We start from the raw sequence: 23,602 nt of genomic DNA, 5'->3' as shown, positions 1-23,602 counted from the left end.
CGAGCGGAAAAGGAAAACGGCCCCCCTTCCGGGGAGCCGTTTCACCTGATCTCGTGGCGCGGGGTCACTCCGTGCTGGTGGCCGCCTTGCGCGGGGCGGCCTTCTTCGCCGGGGCCTTCTTGGCCGCCGCCTTGGTGGTCGTCGCCTTCGCCGTCGTGGTCTTCTTCGCGGCCGTCGACTTGCTGGCAGCAGCCGTCTTCTTCGTCGCCGTGGCCTTCTTGGCGGGGGCCTTCTTCGCCGCCGCCTTCTTCTTCGGCGCCGGGCCCTTCGCCCGCTTCTCGGCCAGCATCTCGGATGCTTCCTCGATGGTCAGCGCCTCGGGAGTCTGCCCGCGCCGCAGCGACGCGTTGAACTCCCCGTCGGTGACGTACGGGCCGAACCGACCGTCCTTGATCACCATCGGCTTCTCGGTCGCCGGGTCCACGCCCATCTCGCGCAGTGGCGGTGCCGCCGCCCGCCGTCCACGTGCCTTCGGGGCGGCCAGCAGAGCCAGCGCCTCGTCCAGCGTGACGGTGAACATCTTGTCCTCGGAGTCCAGCGAACGGAACTCCTCACCCTGCTTGACGTACGGGCCGTAGCGGCCGTTGTTGGCGAAGACCTCGACGCCGTCCGGCGCGACACCGATCAGCCGGGGAAGGCTGAGCAGCTTGAGCGCCTCCTCCAGGGTCAGCGAGTCCGGCGTCTGCGTCCGCAGGAGCGACGACTTCCGCTCACCGCTGGACACGTACGGGCCGAACCGGCCGGACTTGAGCACGATCGGCTCGCCGGTCGCCGGGTCGTCGCCGAGCTTGCGCTCGCCGCTGCCGCCGAGGAACAGCTCGTGCACCTTCTCCGGCGTCAGCTCGTCCGGGGCCAGGCCCTCCGGGATCGGCGCCCGGTCACCCTGGGAGCCGCCCTCCTCGCCCTCGCCAGCCGGTGCCGGCTGCTCGCCGCCGGGCAGTTCCCGTTGCAGGTACGGCCCGTACCGGCCGACGCGCACCACGACCTCGCGGCCGTCGTCGTCGGTGAAGAGCGGGATGGAGTTGACGCTGCGGGCGTCGATGTCGCTGAGGTTCTCGGTGACCAGCTTCTTGAGCCCACCGGAGCGGGCGATGTCCTGGTCGCCGGCACCGTTGGAGCTGCCGAAGTAGAACGCGGTGAGGAAGTCGACAGCGGCGTGGTCACCGCCGGCGATCTCGTCCAGCTCGTTTTCCATGGTGGCGGTGAAGTCGTAGTCGATGAGGCGGGGGTAGTGCCGCTCCATCAGCCCGATCACCGCGAAGGCCAGGAAGGTCGGGATCATCGCCTGGCCGCGCTTGGTGACGTACCCCCGGTCCTGGATCGTCTGCATGATCGACGCGTAGGTCGACGGGCGGCCGATGCCCAGCTCTTCCAGGGCCTTGACCAGCGACGCTTCGGTGTAGCGCGACGGCGGCTGGGTGTGGTGGCCCTGCGCGGCCAGCTCGTCGGCGGTCAGCGGCTGGTCCTTGACCAGGGTCGGCAGCCGGCGCTCGGCGTCCTCGGCCTCGGCGTTCTCGTCGTCGCTGGACTCGACGTACGCGCGCAGGAAGCCCGGGTCCGTGATCGTCTTGCCGGTCGCGCCGAAGTCGGCTTCCTCCTGGGAGGTGGAGACCGCCCGGATCCGCACCGAGACGCTGGAGCCGACCGCGTCGGTCATCTGCGAGGCGATCGTCCGCCGCCAGATCAGCTCGTAGAGCTTGAACTCCTCGGTCGACAGCTCCTTGGCCACCTCACCCGGGGTGCGGAAGTTGTCCCCCGCCGGGCGGATCGCCTCGTGTGCCTCCTGCGCGTTCTTCACCTTGCCGGTGTAGCGACGCGGCTCCGGCGGCACACTGCGCTCGCCGTACAGCTCGACGATCTGCCGGCGGGCCGCCGAGATGGCGGTCTCCGACAGGTTCACCGAGTCGGTACGCATATAGGTGATGTAGCCGTTCTCGTACAGCCGCTGCGCGGTGCGCATCGTCTGCTGCGAGGACAGGCGCAGCTTGCGGGCCGCCTCCTGCTGGAGGGTCGAGGTGATGAACGGCGCGTACGGGCGGCGACGGTAGGGCTTCTCCTCGACCCGGGTGACGGTGAACGGCCGTCCGTCGAGTCGGGCCGCGAGACCCCGGGCACCACTCTCGTCGAGGTGGACCACCCCGGCGCCGGCCCGGACCCGACCGGTGGTCGGCTCGAAGTCCTTACCGGTGGCGATCCGGTCGCCGTTCAACGCAATCAGGGTGGCGTTGAAGGCGCGCGGGCCCTCGCCGACGTTGGCCACGGCGAGGGTGGCCAGGATGTCCCAGTATTCGGCGGTGCGGAAAGCCATCCGCTGCCGCTCCCGCTCGACCACGATGCGGGTCGCCACGGACTGCACCCGGCCGGCCGAGAGCCTCGGCATGACCTTCTTCCACAGCACCGGGGAGACCTCGTAGCCGTACAGCCGGTCGAGGATCCGCCGGGCCTCCTGGGCGTCGACCAGGTCGCGGTCGATCTCCCGGGGGTTGGCCACGGCCGCCTGGATCGCCGGCTTGGTGATCTCGTGGAAGACCATCCGCTTGACCGGGACCTTGGGCTTGAGCGTCTCGACCAGGTGCCAGGCGATCGCCTCGCCCTCGCGGTCCTCATCCGTCGCCAGGAAGATCTCGTCGACTTCCTTGGCCAGCTTCACCAGCTTGCTGATCTGCTGCCTGCGATCGGCGGAGACGACGTAGAGCGCCTGGAAGCCGTTGTCCACGTCCACCCCGAGACGGGCCCAGGGCTCCTTCTTGTATTTGGCCGGCACATCGGCGGCGTTGCGCGGCAGGTCGCGGACGTGACCGAAGCTGGCCTCCACGACGTACCCCGGGCCAAGGTAGCCCGAGATCGTCTTGGCCTTCGCCGGTGACTCGACGATGACCAGACGGGTGGTTCCAGCTTCGCTTGGCACGTCTCTCCCCGACCTCACTCCTGCTCGTGGCCTTCCGGCGCCCGGACAGCGACCGCTTTCGACCCCCGCCGTCGCACCGGCGGTCCGGATGTCCAACGTAACGCGCCGCCCGCGTTTCGGGTTTCGCGGGCCGCAATCCGCTTCAACGCGGCGGTGGACGCCGCCTCGCCGCGTTCGGCACTGCCGGACGGCGCCACCGTACACCGTGGGTAGGGCTCGAAGCGGGTCACTGTGACGATGGCGGACTGACGGCGGAGGTCCGACCCGCCCGTTTTCCGCCTGGATCAACCCGCCAGCTGTCCGGGACCGGACACCGGAAGTGCACGCCCCGCCCACGCCCCGCCCCCATCGATCATGGACTTGTGGTGGGCGTTTTAACCCCGGACGAGAAGTACGTCCACCACCACCACTCCAAGATCGACGGGGCGGGGCAGGGCGGGGTTAGGACGGCCAGGCTTCTGGCGGTGCCGCTTTGGGGGCCTCGCCGACCAGCTCGGCCAGCCGGGCGAGCCGGCGGCGGCCGGTGATCCGGTAGGCGGGGCCACCCTCGTTCGGGCTCAGGAGCGTGCCGGCGAGCCCGGCGGCGGCGAGCGCCACCCCGATCGGCTCCCAGCACTCCTGGTCGTTCGCGCCGAGCCGCAGCAGACAGGCATCCGGAGGCTCCGGCGTCCCGGCGGCGGCGAGCCACAGCCGCAGCCGCCGGCCGGTCAGATGGAAGGTGGCCGGCGGGCGTTTCGCCGAACTGTGCAGCCACGCAGCCGCGAGCGGTTTCAACACCCGGGTGTACGACGTACGGACGGCGTGTCGCTCGCCCTCGGTCGGCTCCCAGCTCGCCGCGAGCCCGCGCGACGCCAGTTCGGCGACGAGCACGTGCACCCGCCACGCGGCGTCCACCTGCACCGAGAGACGGGCGGTGCCCCCCATCCGGACCACCTCGCCCGGTCCGGCGAGCAACCCGGCCAGGTCGGCGACCGTCGGCTCGGCCGCCTCCGCGCCGAAGAAGACAAGTTGTCGCCCCGCGTCGTCACCCTGAGCTGAGCCGTTGCGGGGTGGACCATTCTGGGGCTGGCCGCCGCGCCGCCGCGCGGGTGCGGGCGCGTCCGACTCGGGCGCGGGAAACAGCGCCGGGGGCGGCTCTGCCTTCCCGGTGTCACCGAGCCCGCTCAGCGACACTCCGGCACCTCGTCGAAGGCTTGTTTCAACTCCTCGGAGTTGAGCTTGCTGGTGTCCAGCGCGCTGGCGTCGTACTCCTTGTTGAGGGTCTCCACCGCGGCCCGCACGCCGTCGTAAAAGGCGGTCGGCTCGCCGGTGCCCAACCCGTCGATGGTGTCCCGGGCGCGGCCGTAGGCGTCCCGCATCTTCCCCAGTGAGCTGCGGAAACCGGCGGAGATCGCCTCGCCGTTGTCGGTCTCCGGGACGCCCGCCTGCTCCACCTTGCGGCGGGCGGTCTCGCTGGCCTTCTCGGCCCCACCGAAGAGCCGCACCAGGTTCTCCTTGGCCTGCGCCGGCGTGGTCTGCGCGGTCATCTGCTCGTCGGTGCTGCTGGTCAACTTGCTGATCTCGGAACGCCACGGGGTGAGCGCGCCGCAGACCGAGGCCGCCCAGGCCCGCGGGCTGGGACCCCCGCCGCAACCGGCGAGCACGACGACGATCGTGGCCAGGACCACCGTGAGCTTTCCGGCGGCAGACGCCCGGCACGTACGCATGCGTTGCAGCGTACGGCCTTTGGCCAGGTGTGGCACCGGTCCGGACGGCCGGGGTCCCCGGCCGACGCGGACGTCGACCGGGGACCCTGGGCCGTTGACGGGTCAGGCGTTGACCGTCTCCGGGCGGTGGTCGGTGCTGCCGGCGCCGGTGTTGCCGTCGGCGTCGGAGTCGGACATCGCGATGCCCTTGCGCTTGCTGAACACCACCGACGCCACGATGATCAGCGTCGCGACCAGGGCGATGCCGACCCGCAGGCCGACGTTGCGCTCATCGCCGACGCTCCACGCCACCACGGCGGGAGCGATCAGCAGCGAGACCAGGTTCATCACCTTGATCAGCGGGTTGATTGCCGGACCGGCGGTGTCCTTGAACGGGTCACCGACGGTGTCGCCGATGACCGTCGCGGCGTGCGACTCGGAGCCCTTGCCGCCGTACGCGCCGTCCTCGACCAGCTTCTTGGCGTTGTCCCAGGCCCCACCGGAGTTGGACAGGAACACCGCCATCAGGGTGCCGGCACCGATCGCACCGGCCAGGTACGCCGCGAGCGCGCCGGGCCCGAGGCCGAAGCCGACCGCGATCGGCGCCAGGATGGCGAGCAGGCCGGGGGTCAGCAGCTCACGCTGCGCGTCCCGGGTGCAGATGTCGACGACCTTGCCGTACTCCGGACGCTGGGTGCCGTCCATGATGCCGGGCAGTTCACGGAACTGCCGCCGGACCTCCATGACCACGGCGCCGGCCGAGCGGGACACCGCGTTGATGGCCAGCCCGGAGAAGAGGAAGACCACCGCCGCCCCGATGATCAGGCCGACCAGGTTGCGCGGGTTCGCCACGTTCAGCGCGTTGAGGATCTCGTTGCCGACGTCGTTCACGCCAGCCGTCGCGTACGCGCTGGTGAGCGAGTCGGTGTAAGAGCCGAACAGCGCGGTCGCGGCGAGCACCGCCGTGGCGATCGCGATGCCCTTGGTGATCGCCTTGGTGGTGTTGCCGACCGCGTCCAACTCGGTGAGCGTCTTGGCGCCGTGCTCGTCGATGTCACCGGACATCTCGGCGATGCCCTGGGCGTTGTCGGAGATCGGCCCGAAGGTGTCCATCGCGACGATCACACCGACGGTGGTGAGCAGGCCGGTGCCGGCCAGTGCCACCGCGAACAGCGACAGCGTGATGGAACTGCCGCCGAGCAGGAACGCGCCGAAGACACCGGCGCCGATCAGCAGCGCCGAGTAGACGGCCGACTCCAGGCCGATGCTGATGCCGGCCAGGATGACGGTGGCAGCACCGGTCTGCGAACTCTTGCCGATGTCCTGCACCGGTCGCCGGTTGGTCTCGGTGAAGTAGCCGGTCAGCGCCTGGATCGCGGCGGCCAGCACGATACCGATCACCACCGCGCCGATGGCCACGAACCGCGGGTTGCCGGTGGCTTCGGTGAGGCCACCGTCGAACTCGCCGAAGGTCGCCGGGAGGTACGCGAAGGCGGCGATCGCCACCAGCACCGCGGAGAGCACCGCCGAGATGTAGAAGGCTCGGTTGATCGCGGTCAGGGCGTTGCGGTCGGACGCTCGCAGCCGGGTGATGAAGACCCCGAAGATCGCGACCAGCACGCCGATGGTGGAGATGATCAGCGGGAAGACCAGGCCCTCCTCGCCGAACGCGGCGCGGCCGAGGATCAGTGCGGCGACCAGCGTCACCGCGTACGACTCGAACAGGTCGGCGGCCATGCCGGCGCAGTCACCGACGTTGTCGCCCACGTTGTCGGCGATGGTGGCGGCGTTGCGTGGGTCATCCTCGGGGATGCCCTGCTCGACCTTGCCGACCAGGTCGGCGCCGACGTCGGCGGCCTTGGTGAAGATGCCGCCGCCGACCCGCATGAACATCGCGAGCAGCGCGGCGCCGAAGCCGAAGCCCTCCAGCACGGTCGGCGCGTCACCCCGGTAGACGAGGACGACCAGCGCGGCACCGAAGAGCCCGAGGCCGACGGTGAGGAAGCCGACGACGCCGCCGGTCCGGAAAGCGATCTTCATGGCCGCCTCGCGGCCACCTACTCGCTCCCTCGCGGCGGCGGCCACGCGCAGGTTGGCGCGGGTGGCCAGCCACATGCCGGCGCCACCGATGAACGCGCTGAACAGGGCGCCCACCACGAAGAAGGCCGAACGGCCGATCTTCACCGCCAGCTCACTGCCATCGGTGTCGTGCACCGGCAGCAGGAAGAGCAGCACGACGGCGACGACGACGAAGATCGCCAGGGTGCGGAATTGCCGGAGCAGGTAGGCCGAGGCGCCCTCCTGGACCGCCCCCGAGATCTCCTGCATTTTCTCGGTGCCCTTACCAGCGGCCAGCACCGTTTTTGTCAGGGCGGCAGCGAAACCGAGCGCCACCAGCGCGACTACCGCGGCGATGACGACGTAGGTGACATTGCTTCCGGTAAGGGAAAGCCCGCCGCCGTCGGCGGCCAAGGTCTCGGACATCTGTGTCCTCCTGTTACCGAACACTCGCGCCGGTGAGTGGAGACGCACTGACCGACGCCTGATTGCGGACTCGCAAGCGCGCGCCAACCCACCAGCGGACCAGCGATGAACACCCATACCCGCTGGCTGCGGGATAGGTCACTTGCTGACAACCCGGGTACTGTAGCCCTCCACAGTGTCGGAGGTCACACGCAGGTGCCACCGTGTCGCGATGATCTTCGTCGCTGTGTTATGAAACGAAATCTGATATAGGGCCCGGTCCATGCAAGAAGGCCGCACCCCCTGCTGGGGATGCGGCCTACGAACGAGAAGGGGTCAGTGGCCGACCGGCCACACCATCCGCACCTCGGTGCCGATGCCCTCGTCGACCGGGCGCACCTGCAGGTCCTCCACGAAGCCGGCGAGCAGCGCAAAGCCCACGCCGGTGGTCAGCGCCTCGTCGGTGAGCGACTCGTTGGCCAGCTCGTCCGGCGGCAGCGCGGTCAGACCGATGCCAGCCTCGATCGGCGCCCGGTCCACCACCCGCACCGCGTACGAGCCGCCGTCGGACATCTCCACCAGCACCGGGTCGGCCAGGCCGTACTGCCGGTGCAGCGCCACCGCCCGGGTGCACGCCTCGCCGATGGCCAGGCGCACCTCGTCGAGCAGGTCCTCCCGGACCCCGGCACGGCGGGCGACGGCGACGCCGACCAGGCGAGCGGTGCGCACGTGCACCGGGGCGGGCGAGAACGAGAGCTTGACTGTCGCCATCACGCGCCGGCGCCCGCCGAGTCGGCGCTGATCGCCGCGTCGACCGTCGGGTGCAGCGGGAAGACCTGGTCCAGCGCGGTGATGCGGAAGATCTTGAGCAGTGGCTCCTTGTCGCAGACCAGGGCGAACGAACCGCCGGCCGAGCGCAGCCGCTTGAGCGCGCCGACCAGCACGCCCAACCCGGTGGAGTCGAGGAAGTCCACCCGACCGAGGTCGACCACCACGTGACGGGCGCCACCGTCGATCAGTTCGAGGAGTCGTTCGCGGAGCCGGGGCGCGGTGTAGACGTCCACCTCACCACCGACCTCAAGCACCGTGTGCTCGCCCACGGTGTGCGTCGCCAGCGACAGCTCCATCGGTCCTCCTCGCCAGAGCCGTAAACTCTCGTGGGCATCTAACCACTACCGCCTGCGCGGCCTGCGGACGCCAGTGGAGGCTTCCCCTTACCCCGGTGTCCGACTTTTCATCTCCGAACACCAGTGCGAGAGTGCAGGGCGTGACCTCCAACGACTTCAGCACGGCGCATCCCGCGTCGCGCCCTGAGCTGGAGTCGTCGTCCGCGGCCACCGTATCCGCTGGTCCCAGCCCGGGGCCAACGCCGGCCGACCTGCTGCGCCGGCTTCGGGCCCGGGGTGCCGCCGACCCGGTCACCCACGTCGAACGGGTGCCGGCCCGCCCCGGGGTGCCCGCGCCGTGGCCGTCGTGGGCCCCGCCGGAGCTGCGCGCCGCGTTCGCCCGGCGCGGCGTGGGCGCGCCCTGGCAGCACCAGGCCCAGGCAGCCACCCTGGCGTACGAGGGTGAACACGTCGTGGTCGCCACCGGCACCGCGTCCGGCAAGTCACTGGCGTACCAGCTCCCGGCGCTGGCCACCCTGCTCGCCGACCCCCGGGCCACAGTGCTCTACCTCGCGCCGACCAAGGCGCTCGCCGCCGACCAGCTGCGGGCCGTCGCCGCGCTGGAACTGGAGGGGGTACGCCCCGCCTGCTACGACGGGGACACTCCGCGCGCCGAGCGGGAGTGGATCCGCCGGCACTCCCGGTTCGTGCTGACCAACCCCGACATGCTGCACCACGGCGTCCTGCCCGGGCATGCCCAGTGGTCCGGTTTCCTGCGCCGGCTCGCGTACGTGGTGATCGACGAGTGCCACACCTACCGTGGGGTGTTCGGCTCGCACGTGGCGCACGTGCTGCGGCGGCTGCGGCGGCAGTGCGCCCGGTTCGGGTCCACCCCGGTCTTCGTCCTCGCCTCGGCGACCTCCGGTGACCCGTCGACCGCGGCCGGGCGGCTGACCGGCCTGCCGGTGACGGCGGTCACCGAGGACGCGTCGCCGCGCGGCGGGGTGACCTTCGCGCTCTGGGAGCCGCCGCTTCTGCCACCCGACTCGGGCCCCTCCACCCCGGTGCCACCGCAGTCGACCGGCGACCACGACGACCTTCAACAGGTCCGCCGCTCGGCGCTGCGCGAAACCGCGGACCTGCTCGCCGACACGGTCGCCGAGGGGGTACGCACACTCGCGTTCGTCCGTTCCCGCAAGGGCGCCGAGGTGGTGGCGGCCAACGCGCGCCGGGCGCTGGACGACGCGGTCCCGGGGCTCGGCGACCGGGTCGCCGCCTACCGGGGCGGTTACCTGCGCGAGGAGCGGCGCGAACTGGAACGGGCGCTGCTGCACGGCGACCTGCTCGGCCTGGCCTCGACCAACGCGCTGGAGCTGGGCGTGGACCTGGTCGGGCTGGACGCGGTGCTGATCTGCGGCTACCCGGGCACCCGGGCGTCGCTGTGGCAGCAGGCGGGCCGCGCCGGGCGTTCCGGCCAGGAGGCCCTCGCCGTGCTGGTGGCCCGGGACGACCCACTGGACACCTACCTGGTGCACCACCCGGAGGCGATCTTCGGCGCGCCGGTGGAGGCGACGGTGCTCGACCCGGCCAACCCGTACGTGCTGGCACCGCAGCTAGCCTGCGCCGCGTTCGAGGCCCCGCTCACCCCGGCTGACCTGGCGCTATTCGGTGACGGGGCGAAGGAGGCCGTCGACCAACTGGTGGCCGCCGGGGCGCTGCGGCAGCGGCCCACCGGCTGGTACTGGCGGCATCGGGAGCGGCCCGAGGTGGACCTGCGCGGGGAGGGCGGCGCCCCGGTCTGCGTGGTGGAGTCGTCGACCGGCCGGCTGCTCGGCACTGTCGACGGTGGTTCCTCGCACTTCCTGCTGCACTCCGGCGCGGTCTATCTGCACCAGGGCGTCTCGTACGTGGTCGACGATCTCGACCTCGTCGACGGTTGTGCGCTGGTGCACGCCGAGGAGCCGGACTGGTCCACCCACGCCCGCGACGTCACCGACCTGTCCGTGGTGTCGGTGCGCTCCTACGTGGACGCCGGGCCGGTCGGCATGTTCCTCGGCGAGGTGGACGTGACCAGTCAGGTCGTGTCGTACCAGCGGCGGCGGATCGCCACCGGCGAGGTGATCGACACCCGGCCACTGGACCTGCCCGCCCGGGAGCTGCGCACGGTGGCGGTGTGGTTCACCCTGTCGCCGCAGTCGTTGACTCTCGCCGGGGTCCAGCCGGCCGACGTGCCCGGTGCGCTGCACGCCGCCGAACACGCCGCGATCGGCCTGCTGCCGCTGATGGCCACCTGCGACAGGTGGGACATCGGCGGGCTCTCCACCGCCGTGCACCAGGACACCGAGGCGCCGACCGTCTTCGTCTACGACGGGCACCCGGGTGGCGCCGGGTTCGCCGAGCGGGCGTACGGGACGGCGTCGGCGTGGCTGCGGGCCACCCGGGACGCGATCGCGGAGTGCGGCTGCGAGAGCGGCTGCCCGTCCTGCGTGCAGTCGCCGAAGTGCGGCAACGGCAACAACCCGCTCTCCAAGCCGGACGCCATCCGGGTGCTCGACGTGGTGTTGGCGAACCTGCCCGAGTGAGCAGGTTGCATGAATCGACTCGGCGCGGGGCACAATGTGTGGGAGCGCTTCCATCGATGCCTTTGTTGCTGATCGCCCCCCGTGCCCGAGGAGAAGCCGTGGCCGACACCATCGCTGAGACCGTCGACCTGCTCTACACCATCGACCAGGACAAACTCACTCTCGACCAGCAGATCGCGCTCGGAACCGCGCTGGCCGCCCTGGCTCAGGCGGAACGCCTGGAGCAGATCAACGAACGGCTGCGCGTGATCCACCAGGTGCTCAACACGTGGGCGCTACGCGCCGCGACCACCGCCGACGGCCGCTGATCCTCCATTCCCGGTCGGCACGGGCACCGGGATGCGGGGCGGTCGCCTGACCGCCCCGCATCCTGTGATCATCGATGGCGGGGAACGCGACGGTTGTCGGGCTGTGCGAGACTCCGGCGCACGAACCCCCTGAGGAGATCAGATGCAGCTTGACAACTTGCAAGGTCAGCACCAGTTCCACATCCGCCAGCGACTGCGCATGATGGTCAACCAGTACGAGGTCCGGGCAGTCTCCCCGGACGGCACCGAAGGCGAACTGCTGGCGTTCGCGCAGCAGAAGCGGCTCGCCTTCAAGGAGCAGGTGACGATCTACACGGACGACTCGAAGCAGCAGCCCCTGCTCGGCTTCAAGGCCCGCCAGCGCATCGACCTCGGCGCCACGTACGACGTCACCGACGCGGCCGGGAACCCGATCGGCCTGTTCCGCAAGGACTTCGCCCAGTCGCTGCTGCGCTCCACCTGGCACGTCGAGCAGAACGGCCTGCCGCAGGTGACGGGCCAGGAGCGCAGCATGCCGGTGGCGCTGCTGCGCCGGTTCGTCGACTCGCTGTCCTGGTTGCCGTACCACTTCGACTTCACCGCGGGCGGCCAGCCGGTCTTCACCGTGGTCAAGAAGTGGGGCCTGCGCGACAAGTACATCGTCGAGGTGCAGCACCCGCAGATCGACCGTCGCCTGGTCATCGCGATGGCCGTCGCCCTCGACGCGCTCCAGGCCCGCTGACCCACCCGGCCCGCCTGGCCACCCATTCCTCGGCCGCTGGCCGGGACGCGGCTCTCAGCCCCGATCCCGGCCAGCAGGTCGTCGGCAGATGTCGTAAACCGTCAGCTCCACAGCGCTTGTCGACGCACCGCCCAGCCTCACCTCGTCAACCGCGCGCTGGGCCGGCGCGGGCCGTCGAGGTGACGGCGCGGGTCAGCCCGGGAAGTGGCGTGAAGGCCACCTCGACGGTCACCAGCACGTCGAGTCCGTCGAGGCGACAGCCGACCAGCCGACCAGCGTTGCGGCCGACGATGTCGGCGGCCGATGCGCAGGCCACCGCGTCGCCGTCGAGCGCCTGGACAGCCCCGGCCAGCGCGCCCAGATCGGCCGCCACCGCCGCCCGTTGACCGGCCATGCCGGCGGCGGCGATGGCAGCGCCGAACATTCCGAACAGCACGAAGACCAGCCCGATCGCCAGCAGCAGGACTGTTGCACCACCACGCTGCGCGTCCGGCAGCCCGTCATCGAGTCGCTCAGCGTCCGGTCCGTGGCCGATGCGGGTTCGCCAACCCATCACCAAACTCCCTCGGCGGCGCCTGGTTCCACGGCTGCGACGGCGGTCGCGACCACGGTGACCCGTGGTAGCCGGCCGCCCAGCGTGCGGACGGGCGCGCGTACCGTCGCCTGCACCCGGTTGCCGTCGACGGACACCGTCACCGAAGCCCCCGGCGGTGCCGCACGCCCGGCCGCCGCGCTGCCGTCCCCGCCACGGGCGGCGGCCAGCGCCGCCTCCCGGGCCGCGTGCAGGCAGCCGGCCTGCACGGTGACGGCGTTGACCGCGGTCAGGCCAGCCAACAGGAGCAGGAGCAGCGCCGGCAGGCCGGCCGCCAGTTCGGCGGTGAACGACCCACGGTCACCACCAGCGGCGCGTTCGACGAAGCGGGCTCTCCGCCCGTCCTCACCTGCCCGCCCAGGGGTGCCCGACCTTGGACCGCGACCGGCCTGCCGGCGCCGGGTCACTTCAGCGCCCGGTCGATGACGGCGGTCAACGCCGACTGGACGTTGCCGGAGGTCAGCACCTTCAACAGGATTCCGGCGAAGGCGACCGCCGCAAGGGTGCCGACCGCGTACTCGGCCGTGTTCATCCCGGCGTCGCCGCGCAGGCGGGCGATCAGTTTGCGCATGACTGTTCCCTTTCTCGATGGGGTCAGAGCACGTCGCCGAGAACGGCGACGATCACCGGCACCAGGCCGGCGAGAATGAACGCCGGCAGGAAGCAGAGCCCCAGCGGCAGGACGATGAGCACGCCGGCCCGGCGTGCCGACGCCTCGGCGGCGGTGGCACGGTCGGCGCGCAGGTCGTCGGCGAGCCGGGTCAACGCACCGGCCAGGGCGGCACCACTGTTGGCTGAGCGCAGGGCCGCCGCCGTCAGCCGGTCCGCGCCAGGGATCCCGTCCAACGCCGACCACGCCTCCGGCGGGCCACCGCCGAGCAGCAGCGTGCGGCCGACCCGGGCCAACCGGCCGGCGAGCGGTCCGTCGAGCGCCTCGGCGACGGCCAGCACCGAGCGATCCACCGGCGCCCCCGCCCGCATCGCCGCAGCCAGCAGATCAGCGGCCAGCGGCAGGTCGGCGGCCTCCTGGACCCGCCGCTTGCGCACAGCCGGCGGCTCGATCCGGCGTAGGAGAAAGTCCAGCAGGAATGCGGTCGGGACCGCACCGAGCAGCCCCAGCCACCCCCCGACGACCACGGCTACGGCGAGCCCGGACAGCGCCGCGGCGAGCCGGATGGCGTCCGGCCGTCGGCCGCTGGCCGGGCCGCGTCGAGTCGCCGGGACCCGGGAGGTCATCCGGCCCGTCCCGGTGCCGAGCCGAGCCGTTCCGCCCAGAGGAGACCCCCGACCTGGAGTGCGACCGCGAGAACGGCACAGGCTCCGCCGACCCTGCTGTGCAGGAGCACTGCCACCGGGTCGACACCTATCCCGTACCCGAGGGCGATCCCGCCGATCGGCAGCGCCGCCAGCAACCAGGCCGTGGCCCGGGCACCGGCCGCCTGTGCGGCTGCGGCGGCCAGACCTCGGTCGGTCGCCCGAGCGTCCGCCTCGATCCGCTCGACGAGTTCGGCGAGCGGTGCGCCGGTCCGGTCCGCCAGTCGCACCGCCGCTGAGGTCAGCTGGCGCAGCCGGTCCGACTGCCCGGGACCGCCGGCGGCCTCAAGCGTGTGCGGGACGGGCAGGCCGGCCCGGAGATCCGCCGCGAGACCACAGAGTTGGTCCAGCCCACGTCGTCGGATGCGCTCGGTGCGCCGGTTCGCCCGCCAGCGCAACACACCCCGTACGGCCAGCGTGCCGTAGCTGGCCAACGCGACCGCGGCCACCGGACCGCCGACCACCGCACCTACACCGCCTCCCAGGAGGCTGACCAGCGGTAACACGCGCGCCCTCGATCGCACGGCAGGCGCCGCCGCGACGGCACTCGGGCCAACGGCCGTCATGTCGGCCAGGTCGGCGGCCGTCACCTCCGCCGGGTCGCCATGGTCACGGCGATCGACGTCGCCGCGCCCCTCGGCGCCGAACACGTCACCTCGACTGTCCGCCTCCACGTTGGTGCGATCATCGGTCGCCGCAGCGCCTGGGGCGTCGACCCACCGGTCCGCTGTCACTCCTACGCCGTCGATCGCGGCCACCGACGTGCCGCCCCCACGTCCCGCGTCGGTGGTCGTGACCTCCGGCACTGCGGTGCCGGCCGGGCGCCGAGGATCCCGACGGATCGGCGGGCGCGTCGGCCCCGCCGGACCTTTCGACCCCACCGACCCGCCCGGCGCTCCGGGCCAGCTCGGTCTCCCGGTGATGTCCCGGGCAGGCCAGCCGAGCGCGGTCCGTCTCGCGCCGGAACCCGTGCCGCGTTGCGGCTGGTACGCCATGCCGACCGGACGACCCGAGGTCAGCGAGTCGCCGGCCTCGTCGACCGGCCCGTCCAACGTACGACCGAGTTCCCGGATCCACTCCACCAGTGCGTCGTCCGGATCGGGACCGGCGCTCCCCTGTCCGGGCGTCAACACACGACGCCGGCGGGACCGGATGGTCTGCACGGGCCACGCCACCAGGGCGGCGGCGACCAGGAGCAGCGCTGCCACCAGCAGCGCCCCGCCCGTCATGCCGGGCCTGCCGATCCGGGCCACGGCTCGCTCAGAATCGGCGGCACCGCCACCCCGCGCGCCCGCAGCAGCGCTCCGAGTGCACGGGCGGCCAGCCCGAGCCCGCCGCCGCGCACCCAGGCGGGCACCACTGTCACCAACCGATCGGGCCCCTCGGGCAGCAGCAGGCAGACCGACTCCAGGACGCGCCCCTGGTCGCCTCGTCGCACCTGGAACAGCACCTGCAACGCAGCGGCGACCTGGGCGTGCAGCGCGGCGCGGGGTAGCCCTCCCAGCATGCCCAGCGCCTCCAGTCGGGCCGGCACGTCGGACGGGGTGTTGGCGTGCAGCGTGCCAGCGCCCCCGTCGTGGCCGGTGTTGAGCGCGGCCAGCAGGTCGACCACCTCACCGCCCCGGCACTCTCCGACCACCAGCCGGTCCGGGCGCATCCGCAGCGCCTGCCGGACCAGGTCTCCGAGGCTGACGACCCCCGATCCCTCCACATTGGCGGTACGCGCCTGAAGCCCCACCACGTGCGGATGCCCCGGACGCAACTCGGCGGCGTCCTCCACCAGCACGATCCGCTCGGTGGCCGGCACCATCCCCAGCAAAGTGTTGAGCAGGGTGGTCTTGCCTGACCCGGTTCCGCCGGTCACCAGGTACGCCAGCCTGGCCGCCACGACGGCGGCGAGCAGCGGTGCCACCGGTCGCGGCACGGTGCCCTGGCGCACCAGCTCGTCGAGCGTGAACGGCCGGTGCCGGAAGGTCCGCAGGGACAGGTAGGGACCCTCGGTCGCCACCGGTGGCAGCACGGCGTGCAGTCGAGTGCCGTCGGGGAGCCGGGCATCCGCGTACGGGGACCCGTCGTCAAGCCGCCGACCGGCGCTGGAGATCATTCGCTGCGCCAACCGGCGGACATCCTCCACCGAGCCCACCGGGACCGCGACCTGTTGCAGCCCCGAACCACGGTCGACCCATACTCGGGTCCCGTTGACCAGGACGTCGGTCACCTCGGGGTCGGCGAGTAGCGGGGCCAGCGGCCCCGCGCCGACGAGGTCGTCATGCACCCGGTCGGCGATCCGCAGCACGGCGGTGTCGCCGAGCACCGCGGCGGCCGGTTCGGCCCGTACCGCCGAGACGATCGCCGCCGGTGTGACCGGGGTGGTGGCGGAGGCAATGCGCTGGCGCACCCGGGCGGCGATGCCGCTGTCCTCCGGCCGGCCGGTCATGCCGCACCCGTCGCCGGCGAACCGCTGAGGTCGGCGACGATCCGTTGGCAGAGCACGGCCAATGGGCCCTTGCCTGCGGCGGCTGGTGCTTCGCCCCGTTCCAGCCCGCGGCAGAGCCCCGGCTCGGGGCGCAGCGTGCCAGCCAGTGGGAGCCCAAGAGCCCGTGCCACCTCGGTCGCGCGCAGCCGGCCCGGGGCGGGACCGCGCACCACCACCGAGAGCGCGGCGCAGTGCGGGGCGGCGGCGGCAACGACCCGAGCGGCCGCAGCGGTGGCACGCAGCTCGGCCGGGACGACGACGAACGCCTGGTCGGCCGCCTGCAACGCCACCACTGCCGCGTCGTCCAACTGTCGGGGCAGGTCGACCACCACGAAGTCCCGCCCACGACGGGCGGCATCAACAGTTGCCGCCATCGCTGCCACCGGCAGCGGCAGCATTTCGCCGCGGTCCCAGGAGAGCACCACCAGGTCACCTCGGCTGGGCAGAGCCTGCACGAGCGCCGGGGCATCCACCCGCCCGTCGGCACCGGTGAGGGACGGCCACCGCAGCCCTTCCAACTGCTCCCAGCCCAGCACGAGGTCGAGGCCACCACCGAGCGGATCAGCGTCGACCAGCAGAGTGCGCAGCCGGGCCCGGGCTGCGGTCACGGCGAGACCACCGGCCAGCACACTCGCGCCGGCACCGCCCCGACCGCCGAAGACCGCGACGATTCGAGCCCCGACGCCGTCCGGACGGCCGGGTCCCTGCTCGGCGAACCGGTCCACCAGCCACGGCTCCGCGTTGGGCAGCATGGCGACGTGTTCGGCCCCGATCAGCTCGGCGATCTGCCAGCCCGGATCGAGCTGACCGGCCCGGCCGACCAGCACCAGCCGGGAGCGCTGCGGCAACCGGGCGCGCAGACACGACTGCGCCTGATCGGCGCCGAGCAACACCAGCGGCGCAGGAAGCCACCGGGTGCGGGCGGCCGCCGGATCGCGGGCGAGGTCCACCTCCGTCCCGCCTGCTGCGGCGAGCCGGAGCACATCATCGAGCAGATCGTCGTCGCCGGTGACGACCAGCGGAAGCCGACGGATCGGCGGAACGGAGGTACGGGGTGGCATCGCGGCCTCCAGCGGTCGGGCTCTGGTATGCCGCCGACCCTGCTCGGAAACCGCTCCGCGAGCCGCCCTGATCGCGTCGCCTGTGGACAACTTCGTGGGCTGTGGACAACGCCCGTCGAGACAGTTGATCTGCTATGGGCGCGGGCAACTTCGCAGCTCCTGCCGCTGCCCGGAAAACAGCGGGGCCGCTCCCGGAAGAAGCGACCCCCCGAGTGCGCGCGCACTCGGCGGCGTACCGGCTGGTGAACCAGCCCTCGTCCCGCTTCTTCGTGGACCCACTGAGACGCCCAACAGGCTCTCTCATCAGAAACCACCTGACCAGCCACAACGCCGGAAAGGCAATCACGGAAACCGCCACTGGCCAGCAATTTCAGGGAGATCACAGAAAGTTCCAAGCTTTGACACCAGTAAATTAGATACTTGCGCTCTCAACTTTCCCGGTGGTAACTTTCATCGACCGATTCCTCTGGGAAAGAGAGAAACGTGCGACTGAAATCCCTCGCCATCGCCCTGTCCACCGCAGGCCTGCTGGCCGCCATCCCCGCCGCGCCAGCGTCAGCCGACGGCCCGTGGCCGAACGAGGAGCCGTGGCCGCCCGGCAACTGTCAGCAGGGCACTTTCTGCGCCTGGCCGAACTGGGCTCCCGTGAATTCTGGCCCCACGGAGACCCCGTCCCTGGTGACCACCGGCCCGTGGACCGGCAGCGCCCCGACGAAAACCTTCTACAACTACACGACCGCGAACGTCGAATTGGAATACCACCACACGTGGCAGGACGACTCCACGGTCATCACGCACTGCGCCACCCCGCGCGGCAACATCTTCTACCTTCAGGTAATCGTGACCAAGGTAAATTGGCACGGTTCCTGCTAGCGCTTCGCAATGAGAAAACCGCGCGCCGCTGTCCACGGATGCGGATGCGGATGCGGTCGCGGATGCGCAGCTTGCCGGCGGCCAGGTCCGGCGCAGCGATCCCGTGCCGCACTCCCGGGTCGCGGGCGTAGGTGGCGCGTAGTCACACCGGCTGTCCGACCGGCCGCCACGCACGCCTCGGTCGAACTTGCAGCTTCAGCGGCCCTGATCCATTGCCCGCACGGGACCCGGCCCTTGGCGGACCGGCGGTCACAACGGTCCAGGAGCCGGCGCATCCGTGGTGAAGTCGGGTCAGGCGCACCGGTCGATGAGCAGATCCAGTCTCGGGTCTGCTCATCGACCGTCTCGGCACGCAGCTGAGCGACACCTGGACGACCACCGCCGCGTCCCGTAGGCACCCGCTGGTTCCGCTGCCTCGGTGCTGCTTTCCAACCGCAGAAACGCCGCCCGAACCGGCCGGGGACGGCCTGCGACCAGCGGTGGAGCGTTTCCAGCAGAAAGGGACGACCCCCGTCGGGGGGAGACGGGGGTCGTCGAAAGGTTCGGCTCCGGGGGGGTCGAGCCGAACCACTCAGCGGTCACGGGGGGTGCAACCGCTGAGGGTCTTGTCTGTTTTCGGAGATGTGAAAACTCGTCGTGCGGACAAGTCTGCCTGAGCGGGCCCGTCACGTCGAGTGGTGCCGCCTCCACTCAGTGCGAAAATCTCCTCGCAGAGTGTGAGCACGGTCACGCGGAGCGGAGGTGGTGGTGCCTGCCCGCAGGTCTGAGGGGTGGCCTGACCCCGGGCACCCGCCGACGATAGACCATCCGGCTAGACTTTCGCGCCGTGGGCCGAAGTGCCGCTTTCTTCGATCTGGACAAGACCGTCATCGCCAAGTCGAGCGCCCTGGCGTTCGGTCGGCCGTTCTACCGGGACGGGCTGATCACTCGACGTGACGTGGTCAAGTCGGCGTACGCGCAGCTGATGTTCCGGCTGGGCGGCACCGACGAGCAGACCATGGCCCGAACACGGGACTACCTGGCCGCGCTCTGCAAGGGCTGGCAGGTGGAGCAGGTCCGCCAGATCGTCGCGGAGACGCTGCACGAGTTGATCAACCCCTATGTGTACGCCGAAGCCGCCGTCCTGATCGCGGAGCACCAGGCGGCGGGGCGGGACGTGGTCCTGGTGTCGGCGTCGGGCGAGGAGATGGTCCGGCCGATCGGCGAGCTGCTCGGGGTGACCGACGTGATCGCCACCCGGATGACGGTGCGCGACGGCCGGTACAGCGGCGAGGTCGAGTTCTACGCGGCTGGCCCGAGCAAGGTCGAGGCGGTCAACGAGTTGGCCGCCGCCCGCGACTACGACCTGGCCGACTCGTACGCCTACTCCGACTCGTACAGCGATCGCCCGCTGCTGGAGTGCGTCGGCCATCCGAGCGTGGTCAACCCGGACCGGCAGTTGCGCAAGCTGGCCTCGGAGAACGCGTGGCCGGTGCTGGAGTTCCGGCACCCGATCCCGCTGGGCCGTCGTCTGCGGGAGCGACCCGCCGTCCCGGTGGCCGCGGCCGCGCTCGGCGTCGGGGTCGGCGTGGCCATCGGCATCGCCTGGTACGGCCGGCACCGTCGCACCCGCGCCGCCGCCACCACCGCCTGAGCCCGACCAGGCCGGCAGGGCGCACCAGCCAGCACCCGAAGCCCGGCCGACGGTGAAGGCCGCCCAGAACCACACCGCCACCAGCGTCCTCGCTCCCGCCTGAGTACGGGATTGAGCGGTCGCTCAAATAGCCGTACCCTCCGTTTAAGCGACTGCTCAACACGGGGGGTTTCGGATGGAGAATGACGATGAGTCGACACCGCAGCGGACGAGTGCGCACTGGATCCTGGCCGGCCTGATCGCGCTCTTCGGGCTGGTCCTCTTCGTCGGGGTGGTGCGCCAGGGACGCGCCGACAGCGCTGTGCTCTTCGTGGCGTTGCCGGTGCTCCTGGCGGCCGGGCTCGCGCTCACCCCCCGCCGGACGGCCCACGGCCAGGTCTTCGCGGCCACCACGGTGACCCTGCTGCTGGCGGCGGTGGCACTGCACGAGGGCGCGGTCTGCGTCATCCTGGCCGCCCCACTGGTCTACGGGGTGGCACACGGCACCACAGCGCTGATCCGCGCCCTGCGGGAGGCCAACCAGCCGTACGCGATCGTCGCCGTTCCGCTGCTGCTCCTGCCCGGCCTGGAGGGCAGCGGCATCGCTCCCCGGGTCGACCCGGAGCAGAGGGTCGAGGTGGTCCGGGTCGTCGGGCTCCCCGTCGAGCGGGTCGCCGAGCGGCTCTCCACCGGCCCCCGCCCGACCGCCGTCCGGTCCGCGCCGCTGCGGCTCCTCGGAGTGCCCACCCCCGGGCAGGTCAGTGGTGACGGGCTAGAGGTCGGCGACCGGTGGATGTTCGGCTACCACGGCAGCGCGCACGGCCCGGGCGGCCATCTGCTCGCCGAGGTGGAGACCGTCGCGCCGGGGCGGGTGGGCTTCCGCTTCGTCGAGGACAGCTCCATCACCGCACGCTGGTTCACCTGGCAGCACGCGGAGCTGACCTGGCGGGCGCTCGACCCGGGGCACACCGAGGTCCAGGTCCGGGTCGACTACACGCGGGGACTGGACCCCTCCTGGTATTTCGGCCCGGTGCAGCAAGTGCTGCTCGGCGCCGGCATGCGGCACCTGCTCGACATGTTGGCGCTGCGGTGACGGTCGCCCGCTGGTTGAGCCTGGCACTGCCGCTTCTCGCCGTGCTCGCCGTCGGGGCCCGGGAACGGGACCGGGCCGTCCGCGCTGCGGCGCTGCTGGCGTTCCTGACCGCCGGGATCGGCATCGCCGCGCTGCACGAGGTCGCCGGCCTGGCCGACTGGTACGCCTTCGCGCCGGTCGACGGGTCGTACCGGGGGATGCCGGTGGACCTGTGGATCGGCTGGGCCGCCCTCTGGGGTCCGCTGCCGGTGCTGCTGCGCCGGGTGCTGCCGCTGCCGGTCGCGCTGGGTCTGCTGCTCTGGGTCGACGCGGTGGCCATGCCGGCACTGCACCCGCTGGTCAGCCTCGGCCCACACTGGCTCGTCGGGGAGGTGGTCGGGCTGCTCACGGTGGCCCTGCCCGCCCAACTGCTCGGTCGGTTCTGCGCCGACGGCCGGCACCTCGGCGCGCGTACGTTCCTGCAGGTGGGCGTCTTCAGCGCCCTACTGCTCTGGTTCGTCCCCACGCTGGCCTTCGAGTTCGGCGACGGGTCGTGGGCGGAACTGACGGAGTTGGACCGCACCGGGATGCTGGTCGTCGCGCAGCTCGCCCTGCTGGTGGCCACGCCTGCGCTGGCTGCCGTCGCGGAGTTCGCCGTCCGGGGCGGCGGCACCCCGTACCCGTGGGACCCGCCGCGTCGTCTGGTCACCACCGGCCCGTACGCCTATCTGGCCAACCCGATGCAGGTCTCCGCCGTGGTGTTGCTGCTGTTCACCGCGGCGGCCACCCGCAGCGTCGCCCTGGTCCTCGCCGCGGTGTCGGCGTGTGCGTTCGGAGCAGCCGTGGCCGGACCGCACGAGCAGCACGACCTACGGGTGCGCTACGGCGTCTCCTGGCGGTCCTACCGGCGGCAGGTGCGCGACTGGTGGCCTCGATGGCGGCCGTACTCCTCCGGGCCACCGGCCGTGCTCTGGCTGGACGACGACTGCGGGCCCTGCGCGGCCACCTGGCGGATGTTGGCCCGGCGGCATCCGGTGGGGCTGCGGATCCGACCGGCCCGCCAACACGAGCACGTGCTGTGGCGGGCGGAGTACGTGGGCGGCGACGGTCACACGGAACGGGGGGTGGCCGCCGTCGCCCGCGGGCTCGAACATGTCCACCTCGGCTGGGCGTTGGTCGGCTGGACCCTGCGACTGCCCGGAGCCACCTGGCTCGCCCAACTGGTCACCGATGCGATGATCGCAGCGCCGCACCCGGCCCGTCCGGAAGGAGAGCCATGTCCGACACCAAGCAGCGTCTCCTCGACGGCGCCATCGCCGCCATCCGCGAGCACGGCATCGCCGGCGTCTCGGCCCGCACCATCGGTGCCGCCGCGGGGGTGAACCAGGCGCTCGTCTTCTACCACTTCGGCACTGTCGACGACCTGCTCTCGGCGGCCTGCCGGGTCAGCACGGCAGAGCGGGTCGAGCACTGGTCGACGCGGCTGGCCTCGGCCGGTTCGCTGCGCGAACTGCTCGCCGTCGGGCGGGCGTTGCACGAGGAGGAACGCCAGCTCGGCAACGTCACCTTCCTGGCTCAGATGTTGGCGGGTGCGCAGGCGGACCAACGGATGGCGGCCCCCACCGCGGGGGCGCTGCAACTGTGGGTGGACGAGATCGAGGCGGTGCTGCGGAGGCTGCTCGCCGGGTCCCCGTTCGCCGAGGTCGCCGACGTGCCCGGCCTGGCCCGCGCGGTCTCGGCCGCGTTCATCGGGCTGGAACTCTACGACGGGGTGGACCCGGCGGGCGCCGACCAGGCGATGGCGGCGCTCGACCAGCTCGCGCTCCTCATCGAGATCGTCGACGACCTCGGGCCGATCGCCCGCCGGGCGCTCCAGGCCAAGGTCAACCGGGCGACCCGACGGGACTGATCGCGGCTCAGGCGGCGGCGAGGATCTCGTCGCCGATGACGGTGAGCTGGTCGGCCCCGACCTCGACGGCCGCCATGTAGTGGCGCAACCAGGAGCGCAGACCATCCGGGGTGCCGGTGGCGAAGGCGCCGGCCGAGCCGACGTACTCCGGTTCCCGCTCGCGGTGCCCGACGTCGACGGCGAGCAGGCCGCGCGGGTCGAGGCCGCTGGCGAGCAGCACCAGCCGGGCGGCCCCCCGGGCCACCACGCCGGACGGCCCGGCGAACGGACGCAGGTTCAACAACTCCCCGTGTACGACGGCAGCCAGCACCAGCGGCGACACCTTCGTGCCACCGGCGACCAGCCCGGCCAGCCCGTCCAGCCGCGTGGCGACCACGGGATCGGCCACCGGGCGGCCCAGCTCGGATTCCGGCACCAACTCCCGGGCGGCGAGGACGTGCAGCTTCGCGAGAGCCTGCCGGGGGGCCTTCGGCCAGAGTTCACTCAGGCCGGGCAGCGCCCCGGCGACCCGCAGCGCCCCCTGGAGCAGCGGGTCGGTGACCGTGCCGGCGCGGACCGCCTCGCGTTCGTGCACGGCCCCTTCGAGGGCGGCGCTGGCCACTGCGGAGCGCAGGCTGACCTCGGCCGCGACCTGGCCACCGTGCCGGCGCAGCGCGCGGTGCCCGAGCGCCTGGTCGAACCGTTCGCGGGCCTGCTCGACGGCAGTGGCGATGTCGGCGAGCGCGAGCAGCGGGGCGAGCGGATCGGTGGTCACCCCGTCACGCTAGCGACCCGGCCCGGCCGGTCGGGCCGCACCCGGCCGCAACGCGACCCGGACCACCCATCCCGAGCGCCCCACCAGACCCGGCGCCCAGCCCCGACACTCAGCCAGCACCCCACCCGAGCCGACGTCTCGCCTTGATCAACACGGGTTCGGTGAA

The 23,602-nt window shown here is 71.9% G+C and carries 21 protein-coding genes and 1 pseudogene; 8 read left to right on the top strand and 14 right to left on the bottom strand.

All coding sequences use genetic code 11. The features are described 5' to 3' along the window. Positions 1-64 precede the first annotated feature (64 nt). From topA to KBX34_RS13455, 6 genes are all read right to left on the bottom strand, one after another. Positions 65-2,908 (bottom strand): type I DNA topoisomerase, encoded by a 2,844-nt coding sequence (topA, locus tag KBX34_RS13480; protein WP_210925195.1) that lies wholly within the window; start codon positions 2,906-2,908, stop codon positions 65-67. 441 nt (positions 2,909-3,349) lie between these two features. After that, the gene (locus KBX34_RS13475; protein ID WP_210925193.1) at positions 3,350-4,081 is read right to left on the bottom strand and encodes a hypothetical protein; all 732 of its coding nucleotides are present in this window, start codon (positions 4,079-4,081) and stop codon (positions 3,350-3,352) included. Then, positions 4,072-4,614, bottom strand: coding sequence for a hypothetical protein (locus tag KBX34_RS13470; RefSeq protein ID WP_088951173.1), 543 nt, complete (start codon positions 4,612-4,614; stop codon positions 4,072-4,074). Before KBX34_RS13470 ends, KBX34_RS13475 begins: the two co-directional genes overlap by 10 nt. A gap of 102 nt (positions 4,615-4,716) precedes the next feature. Then, on the bottom strand, positions 4,717-7,077 hold the full coding sequence (locus KBX34_RS13465; protein WP_088951172.1) for a sodium-translocating pyrophosphatase: 2,361 nt from the start codon (positions 7,075-7,077) through the stop codon (positions 4,717-4,719). Between the two features lie 315 nt (positions 7,078-7,392). Then, complete coding sequence (locus KBX34_RS13460; protein ID WP_172862142.1) at positions 7,393-7,827, bottom strand: ATP-binding protein; 435 nt, start codon at positions 7,825-7,827, stop codon at positions 7,393-7,395. Then, complete coding sequence (locus KBX34_RS13455; protein WP_088951170.1) at positions 7,827-8,183, bottom strand: STAS domain-containing protein; 357 nt, start codon at positions 8,181-8,183, stop codon at positions 7,827-7,829. The genes KBX34_RS13460 and KBX34_RS13455 overlap by 1 nt, the downstream gene beginning before the upstream one ends. A 188-nt stretch (positions 8,184-8,371) precedes the next feature. Here KBX34_RS13455 and KBX34_RS13450 point away from each other — a divergent pair, with 188 nt between their 5' ends. The 3 genes from KBX34_RS13450 (at position 8,372) to KBX34_RS13440 (ending at position 11,773) form a co-directional block, all read left to right on the top strand. Then, a complete protein-coding gene (locus KBX34_RS13450; RefSeq protein WP_247671789.1) occupies positions 8,372-10,744 on the top strand; it encodes a DEAD/DEAH box helicase in 2,373 nt (790 codons plus the stop codon). Between the two features lie 98 nt (positions 10,745-10,842). Further along, positions 10,843-11,052, top strand: coding sequence for a hypothetical protein (locus KBX34_RS13445; RefSeq protein ID WP_088951168.1), 210 nt, complete (start codon positions 10,843-10,845; stop codon positions 11,050-11,052). Positions 11,053-11,194: 142 nt separating this feature from the next. Next, positions 11,195-11,773, top strand: a complete 579-nt coding sequence (locus tag KBX34_RS13440) for a hypothetical protein (protein WP_088951167.1) — start codon at positions 11,195-11,197, stop codon at positions 11,771-11,773. Positions 11,774-11,918: 145 nt separating this feature from the next. Here KBX34_RS13440 and KBX34_RS13435 read toward each other — a convergent pair whose 3' ends face one another. The 7 genes and pseudogenes from KBX34_RS13435 to ssd form a co-directional block, all read right to left on the bottom strand. Further along, positions 11,919-12,326: an Rv3654c family TadE-like protein gene (locus tag KBX34_RS13435; protein ID WP_210925189.1), complete on the bottom strand. Its 408-nt coding sequence runs from the start codon at positions 12,324-12,326 to the stop codon at positions 11,919-11,921. Further along, positions 12,326-12,643, bottom strand: coding sequence for a TadE family type IV pilus minor pilin (locus KBX34_RS13430; protein ID WP_210925262.1), 318 nt, complete (start codon positions 12,641-12,643; stop codon positions 12,326-12,328). Before KBX34_RS13430 ends, KBX34_RS13435 begins: the two co-directional genes overlap by 1 nt. A gap of 125 nt (positions 12,644-12,768) precedes the next feature. After that, entirely contained in the window at positions 12,769-12,936 is a 168-nt protein-coding gene (locus KBX34_RS13425) for a DUF4244 domain-containing protein (protein ID WP_081883916.1), read from the bottom strand. 23 nt (positions 12,937-12,959) lie between these two features. Then, positions 12,960-13,601, bottom strand: coding sequence for a type II secretion system F family protein (locus KBX34_RS13420; protein WP_210925187.1), 642 nt, complete (start codon positions 13,599-13,601; stop codon positions 12,960-12,962). Beyond that, positions 13,598-14,296: pseudogene (locus KBX34_RS34430) on the bottom strand (type II secretion system F family protein); the annotation flags it as partial. The pseudogene KBX34_RS34430 and the gene KBX34_RS13420, both read right to left, overlap by 4 nt. Positions 14,297-14,904: 608 nt before the next feature. Continuing rightward, complete coding sequence (locus KBX34_RS13410) at positions 14,905-16,116, bottom strand: TadA family conjugal transfer-associated ATPase (protein WP_210792556.1); 1,212 nt, start codon at positions 16,114-16,116, stop codon at positions 14,905-14,907. After that, positions 16,113-17,216 (bottom strand): septum site-determining protein Ssd, encoded by a 1,104-nt coding sequence (ssd, locus tag KBX34_RS13405; RefSeq protein WP_210925185.1) that lies wholly within the window; start codon positions 17,214-17,216, stop codon positions 16,113-16,115. Before ssd ends, KBX34_RS13410 begins: the two co-directional genes overlap by 4 nt. Before the next feature lie 483 nt (positions 17,217-17,699). On the opposite strand from ssd, the gene KBX34_RS13400 reads away from it, so the two are divergent. The 5 genes from KBX34_RS13400 (at position 17,700) to KBX34_RS13380 (ending at position 22,682) form a co-directional block, all read left to right on the top strand. Further along, entirely contained in the window at positions 17,700-18,089 is a 390-nt protein-coding gene (locus KBX34_RS13400; RefSeq protein WP_099849950.1) for a hypothetical protein, read from the top strand. Between the two features lie 826 nt (positions 18,090-18,915). After that, the gene (locus KBX34_RS13395) at positions 18,916-19,722 is read left to right on the top strand and encodes an HAD family phosphatase (protein WP_088951161.1); all 807 of its coding nucleotides are present in this window, start codon (positions 18,916-18,918) and stop codon (positions 19,720-19,722) included. A 175-nt stretch (positions 19,723-19,897) separates the two neighbouring features. Then, entirely contained in the window at positions 19,898-20,794 is an 897-nt protein-coding gene (locus KBX34_RS13390; RefSeq protein ID WP_210925184.1) for a hypothetical protein, read from the top strand. Beyond that, complete coding sequence (locus KBX34_RS13385) at positions 20,791-22,155, top strand: methyltransferase (protein ID WP_210925183.1); 1,365 nt, start codon at positions 20,791-20,793, stop codon at positions 22,153-22,155. Before KBX34_RS13390 ends, KBX34_RS13385 begins: the two co-directional genes overlap by 4 nt. Further along, positions 22,050-22,682, top strand: coding sequence for a TetR/AcrR family transcriptional regulator (locus tag KBX34_RS13380; protein WP_210925182.1), 633 nt, complete (start codon positions 22,050-22,052; stop codon positions 22,680-22,682). Before KBX34_RS13385 ends, KBX34_RS13380 begins: the two co-directional genes overlap by 106 nt. Before the next feature lie 7 nt (positions 22,683-22,689). Here KBX34_RS13380 and KBX34_RS13375 read toward each other — a convergent pair whose 3' ends face one another. Beyond that, positions 22,690-23,436: an oxidoreductase gene (locus tag KBX34_RS13375; protein WP_088951157.1), complete on the bottom strand. Its 747-nt coding sequence runs from the start codon at positions 23,434-23,436 to the stop codon at positions 22,690-22,692. Positions 23,437-23,602: the final 166 nt, after the last annotated feature.

This window comes from Micromonospora sp. M61 (assembly GCF_018070245.1).
Classification (GTDB): domain Bacteria; phylum Actinomycetota; class Actinomycetes; order Mycobacteriales; family Micromonosporaceae; genus Micromonospora; species Micromonospora zamorensis.
This window is presented reverse-complemented; position numbering and strand designations above follow the sequence as displayed.

Coding starts and splice junctions, on each gene's coding strand:
- KBX34_RS13470 (WP_088951173.1), bottom strand. CDS start 4,614: ATGCGTACGTGCCGGGCGTCTGCCGCCGGAAAGCTCACGGTGGTCCTG.
- KBX34_RS13465 (WP_088951172.1), bottom strand. CDS start 7,077: ATGTCCGAGACCTTGGCCGCCGACGGCGGCGGGCTTTCCCTTACCGGA.
- KBX34_RS13460 (WP_172862142.1), bottom strand. CDS start 7,827: ATGGCGACAGTCAAGCTCTCGTTCTCGCCCGCCCCGGTGCACGTGCGC.
- KBX34_RS13455 (WP_088951170.1), bottom strand. CDS start 8,183: ATGGAGCTGTCGCTGGCGACGCACACCGTGGGCGAGCACACGGTGCTT.
- KBX34_RS13440 (WP_088951167.1), top strand. CDS start 11,195: ATGCAGCTTGACAACTTGCAAGGTCAGCACCAGTTCCACATCCGCCAG.
- KBX34_RS13435 (WP_210925189.1), bottom strand. CDS start 12,326: ATGGGTTGGCGAACCCGCATCGGCCACGGACCGGACGCTGAGCGACTC.
- KBX34_RS13425 (WP_081883916.1), bottom strand. CDS start 12,936: ATGCGCAAACTGATCGCCCGCCTGCGCGGCGACGCCGGGATGAACACG.
- KBX34_RS13420 (WP_210925187.1), bottom strand. CDS start 13,601: ATGACCTCCCGGGTCCCGGCGACTCGACGCGGCCCGGCCAGCGGCCGA.
- KBX34_RS13410 (WP_210792556.1), bottom strand. CDS start 16,116: ATGACCGGCCGGCCGGAGGACAGCGGCATCGCCGCCCGGGTGCGCCAG.
- ssd (WP_210925185.1), bottom strand. CDS start 17,216: ATGCCACCCCGTACCTCCGTTCCGCCGATCCGTCGGCTTCCGCTGGTC.
- KBX34_RS13390 (WP_210925184.1), top strand. CDS start 19,898: ATGGAGAATGACGATGAGTCGACACCGCAGCGGACGAGTGCGCACTGG.
- KBX34_RS13380 (WP_210925182.1), top strand. CDS start 22,050: ATGTCCGACACCAAGCAGCGTCTCCTCGACGGCGCCATCGCCGCCATC.